This is a genomic window from Massilia pinisoli (assembly GCF_024753285.1).
Taxonomy (GTDB): domain Bacteria; phylum Pseudomonadota; class Gammaproteobacteria; order Burkholderiales; family Burkholderiaceae_D; genus Telluria; species Telluria pinisoli.
The window spans coordinates 1-13,479 of record NZ_JANUGW010000002.1; the positions used below are offsets into that span (position 1 = coordinate 1).

The window sequence follows — 13,479 nt, forward strand, 5'->3', positions numbered from 1 at the left end:
CACGTCGTCGAAGCCCGCGGGGCTCGGCATCGTTGCACTGATTTATCAAGGCCCGAAGCGGAATCTGCGTCACGATAGCCCGCGTGCCCAGCGGAAATAACGCTCGTATCCCACATCATGAAAATCGGTTCGCAGATGTGAAAAGCCAATCGGCGAGTCACACCCGGCCGTTTCCATTTTGAGAAATTTGCTTCCGTATCATGAAAATGAATTTTTAAGCATTTGATTTAAAAGAAAATAAAAACCGTCATATGTCTTATATAAGACCATTGGTGCTGCGCACAACCGGCGCTATCATTGTTTCCAACGGAATCACTGTCCAACCTCGTTTCACATTGGGAGAACGCCATGGCAACTCGTGAACAGCAAATCGCCGCCCTGCAACAGGATTGGGAGACCAACCCGCGCTGGAAAGGTATCGTCCGCAATTACACGGCGGAAGATGTCGTACGGCTGCGAGGCTCCGTGCAGATCGAACATACCCTCGCCCGCCGCGGCGCCGAGAAGCTGTGGAACCTGATCAACGACGAGCCGTACGTGAACGCGCTGGGTGCGCTGACGGGCAACCAGGCCATGCAACAGGTCAAGGCTGGCCTGAAGGCGATCTACCTGTCGGGCTGGCAGGTCGCGGGCGATGCCAACCTGGCCGGCGAAATGTATCCGGACCAGTCGCTGTACCCGGCCAACTCGGTGCCGATGGTCGTCAAGCGCATCAACAACACGTTCCAGCGCGCCGACCAGATCCAGTGGTCGGAAGGCAAGGACGACGTCGACTATTTCGCGCCGATCGTCGCGGATGCGGAAGCCGGCTTCGGAGGCGTGCTGAATGCGTTCGAGCTGATGAAGTCCATGATCGAAGCGGGCGCCGCCGGCGTGCACTTCGAAGACCAGCTGGCGTCCGTCAAGAAGTGCGGCCACATGGGCGGCAAGGTGCTCGTGCCGACGCGCGAGGCCGTCGAGAAGCTGACGGCGGCCCGTCTGGCGGCCGACGTGATGGGCACGCCGACGATCCTGGTGGCCCGCACGGACGCCGAGGCGGCCGACTTGCTGACGGCCGACGTCGACGCGAACGACAAGCCGTTCTGCACGGGCGAGCGCACGGTCGAGGGCTTTTTCCGCGTCAAGCCGGGCGTCGACCAGGCCATCGCGCGCGGCCTCGCGTATGCGCCGTACGCCGACCTCGTGTGGTGCGAGACGGGCAAGCCCGACCTGGAATTCGCCAAACGCTTCGCCGACGCCATCCACGACAAATTCCCGGGCAAGATGCTCGCGTATAACTGCTCGCCGTCGTTCAACTGGAAGAAGAACCTGGACGACGCCACGATCGCCAAGTTCCAGAAGGAGCTGGGCGCGATGGGCTACAAATTCCAGTTCATCACCTTGGCCGGCTTCCACGCACTGAACTACAGCATGTTCAACCTGGCGCATGGCTATGCGCGCCGCGGCATGTCGGCCTTCGTCGAGCTGCAGGAAGCGGAATTCTCCGCCGCCGACAAGGGGTTCACGGCCGTCAAGCACCAGCGCGAAGTGGGCACCGGCTACTTCGACGCGGTGACGCAGACCATCCAGCAGCACCAGAGCTCGACGACGGCACTGCACGGCTCGACGGAGGACGAACAGTTCTTCGACGAAAAGAAAGTCGCCTGATGCCCCGATAGATTCCTCCACCCATCCTCGGATGGTCAGCCGCAGTGGTCACAAGCCGCTGCGGCTTTTTTGTGCCTGATCAATTCGGGGTCAGAGCATCGATTCGGGGTCCGAGCACCAATGGAATCACTATTTGGACGCAAAAAAACTCGTTCGAGCCATGTGTGGCGCGTTGCCATCCGCTGTGGGAAGGCGCGGTGGCTGGTACGGAAACTGGCCGTAGGAACTTGCTTGACAAGGTGCTCTGACCCCGAATGGTGGTGATATGTGCTCTGACCCCGAATTTATCGCTTGTTGGGCCAGAGACGTATCTGGTGGATAATGGTGGTTGGCCCACGCGCGCATGCGCGGTGTGGGCTCCGCCTCAACCAGATTGGAATCCCTATGTTCAGCTACCGCCACGCCTTCCACGCGGGTAACCATGCCGATGTCCTGAAGCACTTTATTCAGGTTCAGTTGCACAAATACATGAACCAGAAAGACACGGCCTACACGTATATCGACACCCACGCGGGTGCCGGCGTGTACGCGCTCGACAGCGCGCAGGCGGTCAAGAGCGGCGAATACATCGACGGCATCGCGCGCCTGTGGGGCCGCGACGACCTGCCGCCGGCGCTGGCGGACTACGTCGGCCTCGTGCGCTCGTTGAACCCGAGCGGCAAGCTGCGCTGGTATCCCGGCTCGCCGTGGGTGGCCGATGCCGAGGCCCGGCTGGAAGACCGCCTGCGCCTGTTCGAACTGCATCCAGCCGACATCAAGGTGCTCGCCGAGAACGTCCGCAAGCGCGAGGCGCACCATGCGGAGCAGGGCGAACGGGCGCGCGGGCGCCGCATCCTCGTCGAGCGCGCCGACGGTTTTCACGGTTTGAAGACGCTGCTGCCACCGCCGTCGCGGCGCGCGCTGGTGCTCGTCGATCCGCCGTACGAAGTCAAGCTGGACTACAAGCACGTGCGCGACGCGCTCGAGGAAGCGCTGAAGCGTTTCCCGGCCGGCATGTACGCCATCTGGTATCCCGTGCTGCAACGCATGGAATCGCGCCAGTTCGCCGACCGCCTCAAGCGCCTGCCCGCGAAGGAATGGTTGCACGTCACGTTGAGCGTGGCGGGCCCGCGCGCCGACGGCAACGGGCTGCACAGCAGCGGCATGTTCATCCTGAATCCGCCATACACGCTGGAAGCGACGTTGCGCGAGACGATGCCTTACCTCGTGCAGGTACTCGGCCAGGATGCCGGCGCCACGTTCCGTATCGAAAAAGGCACGCAGGTGACGGGTGCCATCGCGCGCGAAGGCGCCGCCGGCGCGCCGCGTCAGCCGGTGGGTAATGCGCGCCGGGCGAGTCCGCTGTCGGGTGGCGGCAGCCTGCGCCTGCCCGGGCAGGCGTATGGCGACGGTCCGCGCACGCGCGGCGAAGGCGAGCAGGGCCGCGCGCCGGGCGCTGCGGCGGGACGCGGCCAGCGTTCTCCGGCCCCAGGTCAGCGCGATGGCGACGCAGCCCAAGGCGAACGCAAGGCGGCCCCGCGCGGTGCCGGACCGGGTGCCCGCACGCAGTCGCGCAAGGCCAGTCCGAACGCCGATACGGCGCCGCGCGCACCGTTCAAGCGCAACGGCTCGGGGCGGTCCTGACCCTGTTCGTATAAAACGTTTCCTAAAAGAATGACTGTTGCCGAAACGTTTTGATACGATGTCGAAATGTAAAGACTGCTCGTCTGTAGTATAGTCGCACCCGTATTCCGGTCAGACCGGTTCCGGTGCGCATGGTGCGTGCCGCGTGTTTCAGGAGTTTTTCATGCAAGCGGTAGCAACGGCAGTCGCGTCCACGCCGTCCGACGAGTTCTTTCTGGCGCGCCAGCCCATTCTCGGGCGCGACCAGAAACTGGTGGCGTTCGAGTTGCTGTTTCGTGCCGCGCCAGAGCATGAAGACGCACAGCTGACCGATTATGCCGCGGCCACCGCGGCCGTGATCTCCCATGCGTCGCAGCTGGGCATGAAGCAGGTGGTGGGCGAGCAGACTGCCTTCGTCAATGTCGACGAGGTGGTGCTGATGAGCGATTTCGTCCGCTTCCTCCCTCCCGATCAAGTCATCCTGGAAATCCTGGAAACCGTCCGCCCGACGACAGCATTGCTGGCGCGTATCCGGGAGCTGAAAGAGCTCGGATTCAAGTTCGCTCTCGACGACGTGATAGGCCATTCGGAGCAGGTCAGCAAGCTGCGTAATCTCGTCGACGTCATCAAGATCGACTTGCAGGGCGTCGGCCGCGACGAGCTCGCCGACCTCGTGCGCACCTTGCGCGGGCCACACCAGAAGCTGCTGGCGGAAAAGGTCGAGACGGTCGAGGAATTCCAGCTGTGCCTGGAACTCGGCTTCGAATATTTCCAAGGCTATTATTTCGCCCGCCCTGCGATCCTGTCGGGCAGGAAGATCACGCCGTCCGAGCTCGTGCTGCTGCGCCTGCTGGACCTGATCCATGCGCATGCGGACAACGAGGCCATCGAAGCGGCCGTCAAGCGCGACGCGTTGCTGAGCCTGAATCTGCTGCGTCTCGTAAACGGCCACCTGGAGGGCACGGGCGCGCCGCGCGTGGAATCGATTGCGCAGGCGCTGGCCCAACTGGGCCGCAGCCAGTTGCAACGCTGGGTGCAGATCCTGCTGTACAGCGGTCCCGAGGGTCACGTCGAACTGAATTCGCCCCTGCTGCAGATGGCCACGACGCGCGGCCGCCTGCTCGAACTGATGACCTTGACCCTGCGGCCCGGCGACGTCGCCGCCGCCAACACGGCGTTCACCGTCGGCATCATGTCGCTGATGGATGCGCTGTTCGGCGTGCCGATGCGCGAGATCCTCGACAAGGTCGACATATCGCGCGACGTGCGCGCCGCGCTGCTGGAGCGTGACGGCGACTACGGCGCGATGCTGAGCATCGCGGAATCGCTGGAACATGCGGGACCGGGCCGCGACCTGGGTGCCGCGTTGGGCCGGCTGGGCCTGTCCGTCAAGCAGGTGCGCGACATCGAACTGGCCGCGTTCGGCTGGGTGCGCGAACTGGGCGCCGAGGTGCACTGAGCGCCCGGCGGCGCTTTCGCAGTACGAGCCGCAAGGCGCTTTCGATTCTACAGCGCCAGGAACAGGAAGACAGTCGGTTTCTTGTGAAAGTCCGGTGAGTTACCCGCCGCCAGCTGCGCCTTCCACTTGGCCGCCGTCTGCGTGCGCACGGTTTCCGTCGTCAGCGACAAATCCGTCGCGACGCAGATCAAGGTCTGCGGCTGGCAGCTCGCCACGAGCGCTTCCAGCATCGCGCCGTTGCGATAAGGCGTTTCGATCAGCAACTGCGTCTGTTTTTCGCTGCGCGCGCGCTGTTCCAGTTGCTGGATGCGCTTCGTGCGCTGGGCGGCGTCCGTCGGCAGATAACCGTTGAACGCGAAGCTCTGGCCGTTCAAGCCGCTCGCCATGACCGCGAGCAGCAGCGACGACGGGCCCACGAGCGGGCGCACGGGAACGCCGTGCTGGTGCGCCAGCCGGACGAGGTCGGCGCCCGGGTCGGCGACGGCCGGCACGCCCGCTTCCGACACGAGCCCGGCGTCCTGGCCGTCGAGCAGCGGCGCCAGCAGGGCGGCCAGCGCCTGCGGCGGCGTGTTCACGTTGAGTTCTGCGATGCGGATGTCCTGCAGCGGGCGCGCGAGCGGATGGTCGATGGCGACCAGTTTCAGGAAGGCGCGCGCCGTCTTGGCGTTCTCGGCCACGAAGTAGTCGAGCTTGCTGGCGATGTCCTGCACCTGCTCGGGCAGGACGTGGGACAGTGCGTGCGGCGCCGCGTCCGTCGGGCCGAGGGTGTTCGGAATGAGGTAGAGCGTACCGGGCATCGTGTTATTTAATTATTGTTGGCGGTGAAAAACGGCATGCCGGCGCGGCGCAGCATGCCCGTGAGGGCGATCAGCGGCAGGCCCGTGAGGGCCGTCGGGTCGTTGCTGTCGATGCGCTCGAGCAGGGCGATGCCGAGTCCTTCGTTCTTGGCGCTGCCGGCGCAGTCGTACGGCTGTTCGATGCGCAGATAGGCGTCCAGTTCGGCATCGGGCAGGTCGCGGAACGTCACGAACACCTGCACGTTTTCCACTTGCGCGGCCTCATCCGCGGGCAGGCGGCCGTCCCACAGGCACAGCGCAGTGTGGAACACGACGCGGTGGCCCCGCATCATCTGCAGCTGGGCGAGGGCGCGGGCGTGGTCGCCGGGCTTGCCGATCTGGAGGCCGTCCAACGTGGCGACCTGGTCCGAGCCGATGACGAGCGCACCCGGATGCGCGCGGGCGACGGCCGCAGCCTTCTCGCGCGCCAGCCGCAGCGCCGTCGCTTCCGGTGCCTCGCCGGGACGCGGGGTCTCGTCGATGTCGGGAGAGACAGTGTCGAACGGCAGCTGCAGGCGCTGCAGCAGCTCGCGCCGGTAGGCGGAACTGGAGGCCAGGATGAGGCGCGGAAGGGTGGGGCTGGACATCGATTTTTGTAAATAAAACAGGAAGATAGCGCTTTTCGACGAAGTCTTTGACGACGCGGGGCGAAGCCTGCTATTATCGCAGGTTTTCCGGGGATGTTTTTCCAAATGAGCGCTTTTGTCATCGACGCTTTTGAATTTTGTCGGAACAACGGCCATCGTGAAGGCGTCACGCCGGTGGTGGACATGCCCCGTCTGGCAGCCGATTGCGCCGACAAGTCCGGCGAGATCGCCTGGTCCATCGATGGCGGCCAGACGCGGCAGGGGTATCCGATGCTGACGTTGTCCGTCTCCGGAACCGTGCAGCTGGTGTGCCAGCGCTGCCTGACCCCGTTCGGCTACGAGATCGATTCGTCGACCGAGCTGGTGCTGGGCAAGGACGACGCGGAAGCGGACGAGATCGAGGAAATCCTCGACGACGAGAGCATCGACGTGATCGTCGGCAGCCACACCTGCGACATCCGCGACTTGCTGGAAGATGAAGCCCTGCTGGCCCTGCCGCAGGCACCGAAACACGAGGTGTGCCCCGATACCAAGCTGCTGGACACGATCAAGTCCGAGAAGGTATCGCCGTTTGCGGCATTGAAGAGCCTCAAATCTGAATAAAAGAATTGCAGTGGGTGCTGCCTCCGGGTAGCATTCGCAGCGTCAAAACGTGTCAAACGCGTGCAGCTCGAGTATTGAGTCATCGTTGTAAGGCAGCGTTAAGCATGTCGGCAATGGCCTTCCCATGGGTATTGCCGCTGGGATACTCGATGCGCATGTATTTGCAAGTCGAATGTGTTAGAATTTTAGAACTTAAGTTTAGGAGTCATCATGGCAGTTCAACAGAATAAGAAGTCCCCGTCGAAGCGCGGCATGCACCGTTCGCACGATTTCCTGACCGCCCCGAACCTGGCAGTCGAGCCGACCACCGGCGAAACGCACCTGCGTCACCACATCAGCCCGAACGGTTTCTACCGTGGCCGTAAAGTGCTCAAGACCAAGAACGACGAGTAATCGACGTCTTGCTGTTTTGTTCGATGAAAGCGGTGCAACGTATGACGAATGCGTGGCACCGCTTTTTCTTTCGCGGTACCCGTGTCGCCGGTCGCAACCGGAACTGGCACACCGTCATTTTCCATCCCGCTGACTCGGCTCGCTGTGTATCCCGCCGAGAACGAGCAACTGCCGGCCGACCTTGAGCCTGCGGTCCATCCCGACAAATGACAATCAAAATTTCCATCGACTGCATGGGCGGCGACCACGGCCCCGCCGTGACCATCCCGGCAGCCCTCGCTTTCCTCAAGCGCGAACCCGATGCCGAACTGATCCTCGTTGGCCAGGAAGAGCAGGTCCGCGCTGAACTCAAGAAACATCATGCGGGCGACCAGCCGCGCCTCACCGTCCGCCATGCGTCGGAAGTGGTGGCGATGGACGATCCCGTCGAAGTCGCCCTGCGCCGCAAGAAGGATTCGTCGATGCGCGTGGCGATCGAGCTCGTCAAGGACGGCAGCGCCGACGTCTGCGTCTCCGCCGGCAACACGGGCGCGCTGATGGCGATCTCGCGCTATGTGCTGAAGACGATGGCCGACGTCGACCGCCCGGCCATCTGCTCGATCCTGCCGAACCAGAAGGGCGGCCCGACTTATATGCTGGACCTGGGCGCCAACGTGGATTGCGAGCCCCATCACCTGCACCAGTTCGCCATCATGGGCGCCGTGCTGTTCGAGGCGATGGAGCACCGCCGCCCCAGCATCGGCCTGCTCAACGTGGGCACGGAAGAGATCAAGGGCAACGAAGTGGTCAAGGCCACCGCACCCCTGCTGCGGGCCGACCACGAACGCGGCGTGCTGAATTTTTATGGCAACGTCGAAGGCAACGACATCTTCAAGGGCACGGTCGACGTCGTCGTGTGCGACGGTTTCGTCGGCAACGTCACGTTGAAGGCGATCGAAGGGCTGTCCCGCTTCTTCAAGACGACGTTCATGGAAAGCACCATGTCGAAGTTGGGCGCGCTGCTGGCGCGCAAATCGCTGAAGAAGCTGAACCCCGAAAGCTATAACGGCGCGGGCCTGCTGGGCTTGAAGGGCCTCGTGTTCAAGAGCCACGGCGGTGCCAGTGCGTACGCCTACGAGTGGGCGATTCGACGCGCTTTTGACGCGGCGAAATATAATGTGCAAGCGCAACTCTCGACCTTGATCGCCGAAATGTTGCCGCAAACGCCCGACGCAGGGGCGCCTGGGTCAACCATTCAGCAAGGTTAGCAATGACTTACAGCAAAATTATCGGCACCGGCAGCTATCTGCCTGCACGGCGTGTCACGAACGACGACCTGGCGGCTCAGTTGGGCGCCAAGGGCATCGAGACGTCGGACGAGTGGATTACCACCCGCAGCGGCATCACCGCGCGCCACTACGCGGCGCCGGACGAAAACGCGTCGGACCTGGCCGTGTACGCCGCGCGCAATGCGCTCGAAGCGGCCGGCCTGGAGGCCGAGCAGATCGACTTGATCATCGTCGCCACTTCGACGCCCGACTTCTTCGGCAGCTTCCCCAGCACGGCGTGCATCGTCCAGAACAAGCTGGGCATGCGCAACAACAGCGCCGCGTTCGACATGGGGGCCGTATGCAGCGGCTTCGTGTATGCGTTGTCGACGGCCGACGCGTTCATCAAGGCCGGTCACGCAAAGAACGTGCTCGTGATTGGCACGGAAGTGTTTTCGCGCATCCTCGACTTCGATGACCGCACCACCTGCGTGCTGTTCGGCGACGGCGCCGGCGCCGTCGTGCTGTCGGCCTCGGGAGAGCCGGGCGTGCTGTCCATCAAGCTGCATGCTGACGGCAGCTACGGCGACATCCTGTGCGGCCCCGCGAATCCGGGCAACGCGTCCGCCAATCAGAAGTTCCTGTACATGGACGGCCCGGCCGTTTTCAAGCTGGCCGTCACCGTGCTGGAAAAGGTCGCCAACGAAGCGCTGGCACATGCGCAGATGCCGGCGAGCGACATCGACTGGCTGATCCCGCACCAGGCCAACCTGCGCATCATGGCGGGCACGGCGAAGAAGCTGGGCCTGCCGAACGAGAAGATGGTCGTCACCGTCCACGAACACGGCAATACTTCGGCCGCGTCGATCCCGCTGGCGCTCGACATCGCCGTGCGCGACGGCCGCATCAAGCCGGGCCACAACGTCATGATGGAAGGCGTGGGTGGTGGCTTCACGTGGGGCGCCGTCCTGGCGCGCATGTGACGCCGGTCAACCCGGACTGAACAACCCACCGGGCGTCCGGTCGAACGGATCGGCGTCCGCACAACAAGATCAAGGAGCACTTGATGAGTAAATTCGCTTTTCTTTTCACGGGCCAGGGCGCGCAAGCCGTCGGCATGCTGAACGGCTTCGCCGGCAACCCGGTCGTCGACCAGACCGTCGCCGAAGCGTCGGAAGCGCTGGGCCAGGACCTCGGCAAGCTGATCGCCGAAGGCCCGAAGGAAGACCTCGACCTGACCACCAACACGCAGCCCGTGATGCTGACCGCAGCCGTCGCCGTGTATCGCGCGTGGATCGCCGCGGGCGGCCCCAAGCCGGCCGTCGTTGCCGGCCACAGCCTCGGTGAATACTCGGCGCTCGTCGCGGCCGGCGTGATCGACTTTAAGGATGCGGTGCCGCTCGTGCGCTTCCGCGCCCAGTCTATGCAGGATGCCGTGCCGGTCGGGCAGGGCGGCATGGCCGTGATCCTCGGCCTGTCGGCCGACGACGTGCGTGCCGTCTGTGCGGAGGCAGCCCAGGGCGAAGTGGTGGAAGCCGTCAACTTCAACGAGCCGACGCAGATCGTGATCGCGGGCCACACGGCCGCCGTCGAGCGCGCCTGCGACATCGCCAAGGCCAAAGGCGCCAAGCGCGCCATGAAACTGGCCGTGTCGGCGCCGTTCCACTCGTCGCTGCTGAAGCCCGCGTCGGACCGCCTGCGCGACTATATGGCGACCCTGAATTTCGCCGCACCGCAGATCGACTTGATCAACAACGTCGACGTGGCTATCCTGAACGATCCGGCTGCAATCAAGGATGCGCTCGTGCGCCAGGCGGCCGGCCCTGTGCGCTGGGTCGAGACCATGCAGAAGATGGCCGCCGATGGCGTGACCCAGGTCATCGAATGTGCGCCGAGCAAGACCCTGATCGGCATGGCCAAGCGGATCGACCCGGTGCTGGTGGGCGAAGCACTGGTCGACCAGGCCGCGCTGGAACGCGTGCTCGCCGCCGTCAAAGGCTGAGCGCCGCAATATCCCCCGTTTAAGAAGAGGACTCAATGAATCTGCAAAACCAAGTCGCCCTCGTCACCGGTGCCTCGCGCGGCATCGGCAAGGCCATCGCACTCGAACTGGCCCGCCAGGGCGCCAAAGTGGTCGGCACCGCGACCACGCCGGCCGGCGCGGAAGCCATCGGCGCTTACCTCGCCGAGTTCGGCGGCAAGGGCGTCGTGCTGAACGTGACGGATGCCGCGCAATGCGCCGCCGTCATCGACGACGTGACGAAGACCGTCGGCACGATCGGCATCCTCGTCAACAATGCGGGCATCACCCAGGATCAATTGGCGATGCGCATGAAGGACGAGGAGTGGGACAACGTGATCGCCACGAACCTCACGGCCGTGGGCCGCCTGTCGCGCGCCGTACTGCGCGGGATGATGAAGGCGAAGCAGGGGCGTATCATCAACATCACGTCCGTCGTGGGCGCGGCCGGCAATCCGGGCCAGATGAATTACGCAGCGGCAAAGGCCGGCGTGGCCGGCATGACCCGCGCTCTGGCGCGCGAGATCGGCAGCCGCAACATCACCGTCAATTGCGTGGCGCCGGGCTTCATCGACACCGACATGACGAAAGCGCTGGGCGAAGGCCAGCACGAGGCGCTGCTGACGCAGATCCCGCTGGGCCGCCTGGGCAAGCCGGAAGACATCGCGCACGCCGTCGCCTTCCTGGCCGGCCCGCAGGCCGACTACATCACGGGGTCCGAGCTGCACGTCAACGGCGGCATGTACATGAACTGATGGCCGGGCGTGCCGGCCTGTTTTGCAGCGTTTGGCCGGCACGTTTTCCGAAAAAATCTCAGCAGTTGGCAGTAGTTTCAGCCGATTTAGCGGCAGACGCTGAAAATAGTTTTACAACGCGCAAAGCCTGATAAAATGCGCGCACTTTCCGCAACACATACCTAATGGAGCCATAACATGTCGGATATCGAACAACGCGTTAAAAAAATCGTCGCTGAGCAACTGGGCGTTGCCGAAGCAGACATCAAAATCGATTCCTCGTTCGTTGACGACCTCGGCGCTGACTCGCTGGACACCGTGGAACTGGTGATGGCCCTGGAAGACGAATTCGAAATGGAAATCCCGGACGAGCAGGCCGAGAAGATCACGACCGTTCGCCAGGCTATCGAGTACGCACAGGCACACGTCAAGGCCTAAGCTTTCAGGATTTCAGGAGAAGCGCTTGAGTTCACGCAACCGCCGTGTCGTCGTCACCGGCCTGGGTTGCATCTCTCCGATCGGCAACACCATTGCCGAGGCGTGGGAGGCAGCACTGGCGGGCAAGTCGGGCATTGCCAACATCACCAAGTTTGACGCAACGTCTTTTTCCACCCGCTTCGCGGGCGAGGTGAAGAACTTTAACGTCGAGGATTACCTGCCGGGCAAGGAAGGCCGCCATATGGATACGTTCATCCATTTCGGCATGGCCGCGGGCATCCAGGCGTTACAGGATTCGGGCATCGTCGTCACCGACGACAATCGCGATCGCATCGGCGTGCTCGTGGGCTCCGGCATCGGCGGCCTGCCGATGATCGAAGACACGAAGGCGGAGTACGACAGCCGCGGCCCGCGCCGCATCTCGCCGTTCTTCGTCCCGGCGTCGATCATCAACATGATCTCGGGCGACCTGTCGATCAAGTTCGGCCTGCGCGGCCCGAACCTGGCGATCGTGACCGCCTGCACGACCGGCCTGCACTGCATCGGCCAGGCAGCCCGCCTGATCGAATACGGCGATGCCGACGTGATGATCGCCGGCGGTTCGGAATCGACGGTGTCGCCGCTGGGCCTGGGCGGTTTCGCCTCGGCACGCGCGCTGTCGTCGCGCAATGACGATCCGGCGACGGCATCGCGTCCGTGGGACCGCGACCGCGACGGCTTCGTGCTGGGCGAGGGCGCTGGCGTGATGGTGCTCGAAGAGTACGAACACGCGAAGGCACGTGGCGCCAAGATTTACGCGGAAGTCGTCGGCTTCGGCATGAGCGCCGACGCGAACCACATCACGGCCCCGCTCGAGGACGGCAGCGGCGCATCGCGCTGCATGGTCGACGCGATGCGGTACGCAGGCATCAACCCGGATCAGGTGCACTACGTCAACGCGCACGGCACGTCGACGCCGGTAGGCGACGTCGCGGAAGTGAAGGGCATCAAGCGCACCTTCGGCGACCACGCGAAGAAGCTGGTTGTCAACTCCACCAAGTCGATGACGGGTCACCTGCTGGGTGGCGCGGGCGGCCTGGAGTCGGTGTTCACGGTGCTCGCGATCCACAAGCAGGTGTCGCCGCCGACGATCAACATCTTCAACCAGGATCCGGAATGCGACCTGGACTTCTGCGCCAACACGGCGCGGGACATGAAGATCGATTACGCGGTGAAAAACTCCTTCGGCTTCGGCGGTACCAACGGTACCTTGGTCTTCGCGAAGATCTAAACTTCGCCAAATAGCTGAAATAAGCTGAACTTTCAAGCGCCCATTCCTGTCAAAGGAGTGGGCGTTTGTCATTTCTGGCCTGGCGCCCGTTCACCACTGGACTCACCATGTCGATCGCGGTCTCCGCGCTCGTCAGGCCGTCGCGCATCCAGCGTTTCGTGTGGGGAGGTTGCGGCTTGGCACAATGCGCGTCGGCGCTTGCCGTCGGGCTGCTGGCGCCCGAACGGTTCCTGCTGGCACCTCAATTGGCCCTCGCGCTGGCGGGGGGCGGCGCGTGCGTGCTGGGCGCCGCGGTCCGTCGTCCAAAGACGCACCGGATTGATATTTCTGGAACCGGCGACCTGCGCGTGACGGTACAACAGGACGTGGACGGCCGGGATCGCGCCGCGCGGGAAGGCGCCGCGGCCCTGCTGCCGGACTCGGTCATCTGGCCCATGCTGATGCTCGTGCGGTACGCCGCGCCCGGCGCGAGGCCGCGCGTGCTGGCCGTGTGGCGCGACAGCGTCGAGCCCGCGGCCTGGCGCGCGCTGGCGGTCGCGCTGGCGGTGGCCGGCCGGCGTCCGCATGTGGGCGAAGGATGCGAAGACACGACGAACTCATTGCAGCGGACCAACTCTTAAGGAAACGCCGCCTGCGGGCGACC

At 63.9% G+C, this 13,479-nt stretch carries 14 protein-coding genes; 12 read left to right on the forward strand and 2 right to left on the reverse strand.

Annotated elements, in window-relative coordinates:
• Positions 1-348: 348 nt before the first annotated feature.
• The 3 genes from aceA to NX784_RS02240 all read left to right on the forward strand — a co-directional run bounded on the left by aceA (position 349) and on the right by NX784_RS02240 (position 4,708).
• Positions 349-1,647, forward strand: coding sequence for an isocitrate lyase (gene aceA, locus NX784_RS02230; protein ID WP_258815077.1), 1,299 nt, complete (start codon positions 349-351; stop codon positions 1,645-1,647).
• Between the two features lie 468 nt (positions 1,648-2,115).
• Positions 2,116-3,270: a 23S rRNA (adenine(2030)-N(6))-methyltransferase RlmJ gene (locus NX784_RS02235; RefSeq protein ID WP_258815078.1), complete on the forward strand. Its 1,155-nt coding sequence runs from the start codon at positions 2,116-2,118 to the stop codon at positions 3,268-3,270.
• 163 nt (positions 3,271-3,433) lie between these two features.
• A complete protein-coding gene (locus NX784_RS02240; protein WP_258815079.1) occupies positions 3,434-4,708 on the forward strand; it encodes an EAL and HDOD domain-containing protein in 1,275 nt (424 codons plus the stop codon).
• 47 nt (positions 4,709-4,755) lie between these two features.
• Here NX784_RS02240 and NX784_RS02245 read toward each other — a convergent pair whose 3' ends face one another.
• Together NX784_RS02245 and NX784_RS02250 are read right to left on the reverse strand one after the other, a co-directional pair.
• Positions 4,756-5,505, reverse strand: a complete 750-nt coding sequence (locus tag NX784_RS02245) for an SAM-dependent methyltransferase (RefSeq protein ID WP_258815080.1) — start codon at positions 5,503-5,505, stop codon at positions 4,756-4,758.
• 8 nt (positions 5,506-5,513) lie between these two features.
• A complete protein-coding gene (locus tag NX784_RS02250) occupies positions 5,514-6,131 on the reverse strand; it encodes a Maf-like protein (RefSeq protein ID WP_258815081.1) in 618 nt (205 codons plus the stop codon).
• Between the two features lie 105 nt (positions 6,132-6,236).
• On the opposite strand from NX784_RS02250, the gene NX784_RS02255 reads away from it, so the two are divergent.
• From NX784_RS02255 to NX784_RS02295, 9 genes are all read left to right on the forward strand, one after another.
• The gene (locus tag NX784_RS02255; RefSeq protein WP_258815082.1) at positions 6,237-6,734 is read left to right on the forward strand and encodes a YceD family protein; all 498 of its coding nucleotides are present in this window, start codon (positions 6,237-6,239) and stop codon (positions 6,732-6,734) included.
• A gap of 210 nt (positions 6,735-6,944) precedes the next feature.
• Positions 6,945-7,127, forward strand: a complete 183-nt coding sequence (gene rpmF, locus NX784_RS02260; protein ID WP_005666806.1) for a 50S ribosomal protein L32 — start codon at positions 6,945-6,947, stop codon at positions 7,125-7,127.
• 206 nt (positions 7,128-7,333) lie between these two features.
• Entirely contained in the window at positions 7,334-8,374 is a 1,041-nt protein-coding gene (gene plsX, locus NX784_RS02265) for a phosphate acyltransferase PlsX (protein WP_166859100.1), read from the forward strand.
• Positions 8,375-8,376: 2 nt separating this feature from the next.
• Positions 8,377-9,357 (forward strand): beta-ketoacyl-ACP synthase III, encoded by a 981-nt coding sequence (locus NX784_RS02270; RefSeq protein WP_258815083.1) that lies wholly within the window; start codon positions 8,377-8,379, stop codon positions 9,355-9,357.
• A gap of 83 nt (positions 9,358-9,440) precedes the next feature.
• Complete coding sequence (fabD, locus tag NX784_RS02275; RefSeq protein WP_258815084.1) at positions 9,441-10,376, forward strand: ACP S-malonyltransferase; 936 nt, start codon at positions 9,441-9,443, stop codon at positions 10,374-10,376.
• Between the two features lie 35 nt (positions 10,377-10,411).
• Positions 10,412-11,149 carry a 3-oxoacyl-ACP reductase FabG gene (fabG, locus tag NX784_RS02280; RefSeq protein WP_258815085.1) on the forward strand — a complete coding sequence of 246 codons (738 nt, stop codon included), beginning with the start codon at positions 10,412-10,414 and terminating at the stop codon, positions 11,147-11,149.
• 177 nt (positions 11,150-11,326) lie between these two features.
• Positions 11,327-11,566 (forward strand): acyl carrier protein, encoded by a 240-nt coding sequence (acpP, locus tag NX784_RS02285; RefSeq protein WP_036168404.1) that lies wholly within the window; start codon positions 11,327-11,329, stop codon positions 11,564-11,566.
• Positions 11,567-11,591: 25 nt separating this feature from the next.
• Positions 11,592-12,836 (forward strand): beta-ketoacyl-ACP synthase II, encoded by a 1,245-nt coding sequence (fabF, locus tag NX784_RS02290; RefSeq protein WP_258815086.1) that lies wholly within the window; start codon positions 11,592-11,594, stop codon positions 12,834-12,836.
• 107 nt (positions 12,837-12,943) lie between these two features.
• Positions 12,944-13,456: a hypothetical protein gene (locus NX784_RS02295; protein WP_258815087.1), complete on the forward strand. Its 513-nt coding sequence runs from the start codon at positions 12,944-12,946 to the stop codon at positions 13,454-13,456.
• Positions 13,457-13,479: the final 23 nt, after the last annotated feature.

Excerpts from the sequence above, each read along its gene's own strand:
- NX784_RS02245 (WP_258815080.1), bottom strand. The coding sequence starts at position 5,505 with ATGCCCGGTACGCTCTACCTCATTCCGAACACCCTCGGCCCGACGGAC.
- rpmF (WP_005666806.1), top strand. The coding sequence starts at position 6,945 with ATGGCAGTTCAACAGAATAAGAAGTCCCCGTCGAAGCGCGGCATGCAC.
- fabD (WP_258815084.1), top strand. The coding sequence starts at position 9,441 with ATGAGTAAATTCGCTTTTCTTTTCACGGGCCAGGGCGCGCAAGCCGTC.
- aceA (WP_258815077.1), top strand. The coding sequence starts at position 349 with ATGGCAACTCGTGAACAGCAAATCGCCGCCCTGCAACAGGATTGGGAG.
- acpP (WP_036168404.1), top strand. The coding sequence starts at position 11,327 with ATGTCGGATATCGAACAACGCGTTAAAAAAATCGTCGCTGAGCAACTG.
- NX784_RS02235 (WP_258815078.1), top strand. The coding sequence starts at position 2,116 with ATGAACCAGAAAGACACGGCCTACACGTATATCGACACCCACGCGGGT.
- fabG (WP_258815085.1), top strand. The coding sequence starts at position 10,412 with ATGAATCTGCAAAACCAAGTCGCCCTCGTCACCGGTGCCTCGCGCGGC.
- NX784_RS02240 (WP_258815079.1), top strand. The coding sequence starts at position 3,434 with ATGCAAGCGGTAGCAACGGCAGTCGCGTCCACGCCGTCCGACGAGTTC.
- plsX (WP_166859100.1), top strand. The coding sequence starts at position 7,334 with ATGACAATCAAAATTTCCATCGACTGCATGGGCGGCGACCACGGCCCC.
- NX784_RS02270 (WP_258815083.1), top strand. The coding sequence starts at position 8,377 with ATGACTTACAGCAAAATTATCGGCACCGGCAGCTATCTGCCTGCACGG.
- NX784_RS02255 (WP_258815082.1), top strand. The coding sequence starts at position 6,237 with ATGAGCGCTTTTGTCATCGACGCTTTTGAATTTTGTCGGAACAACGGC.
- NX784_RS02250 (WP_258815081.1), bottom strand. The coding sequence starts at position 6,131 with ATGTCCAGCCCCACCCTTCCGCGCCTCATCCTGGCCTCCAGTTCCGCC.
- NX784_RS02295 (WP_258815087.1), top strand. The coding sequence starts at position 12,944 with ATGTCGATCGCGGTCTCCGCGCTCGTCAGGCCGTCGCGCATCCAGCGT.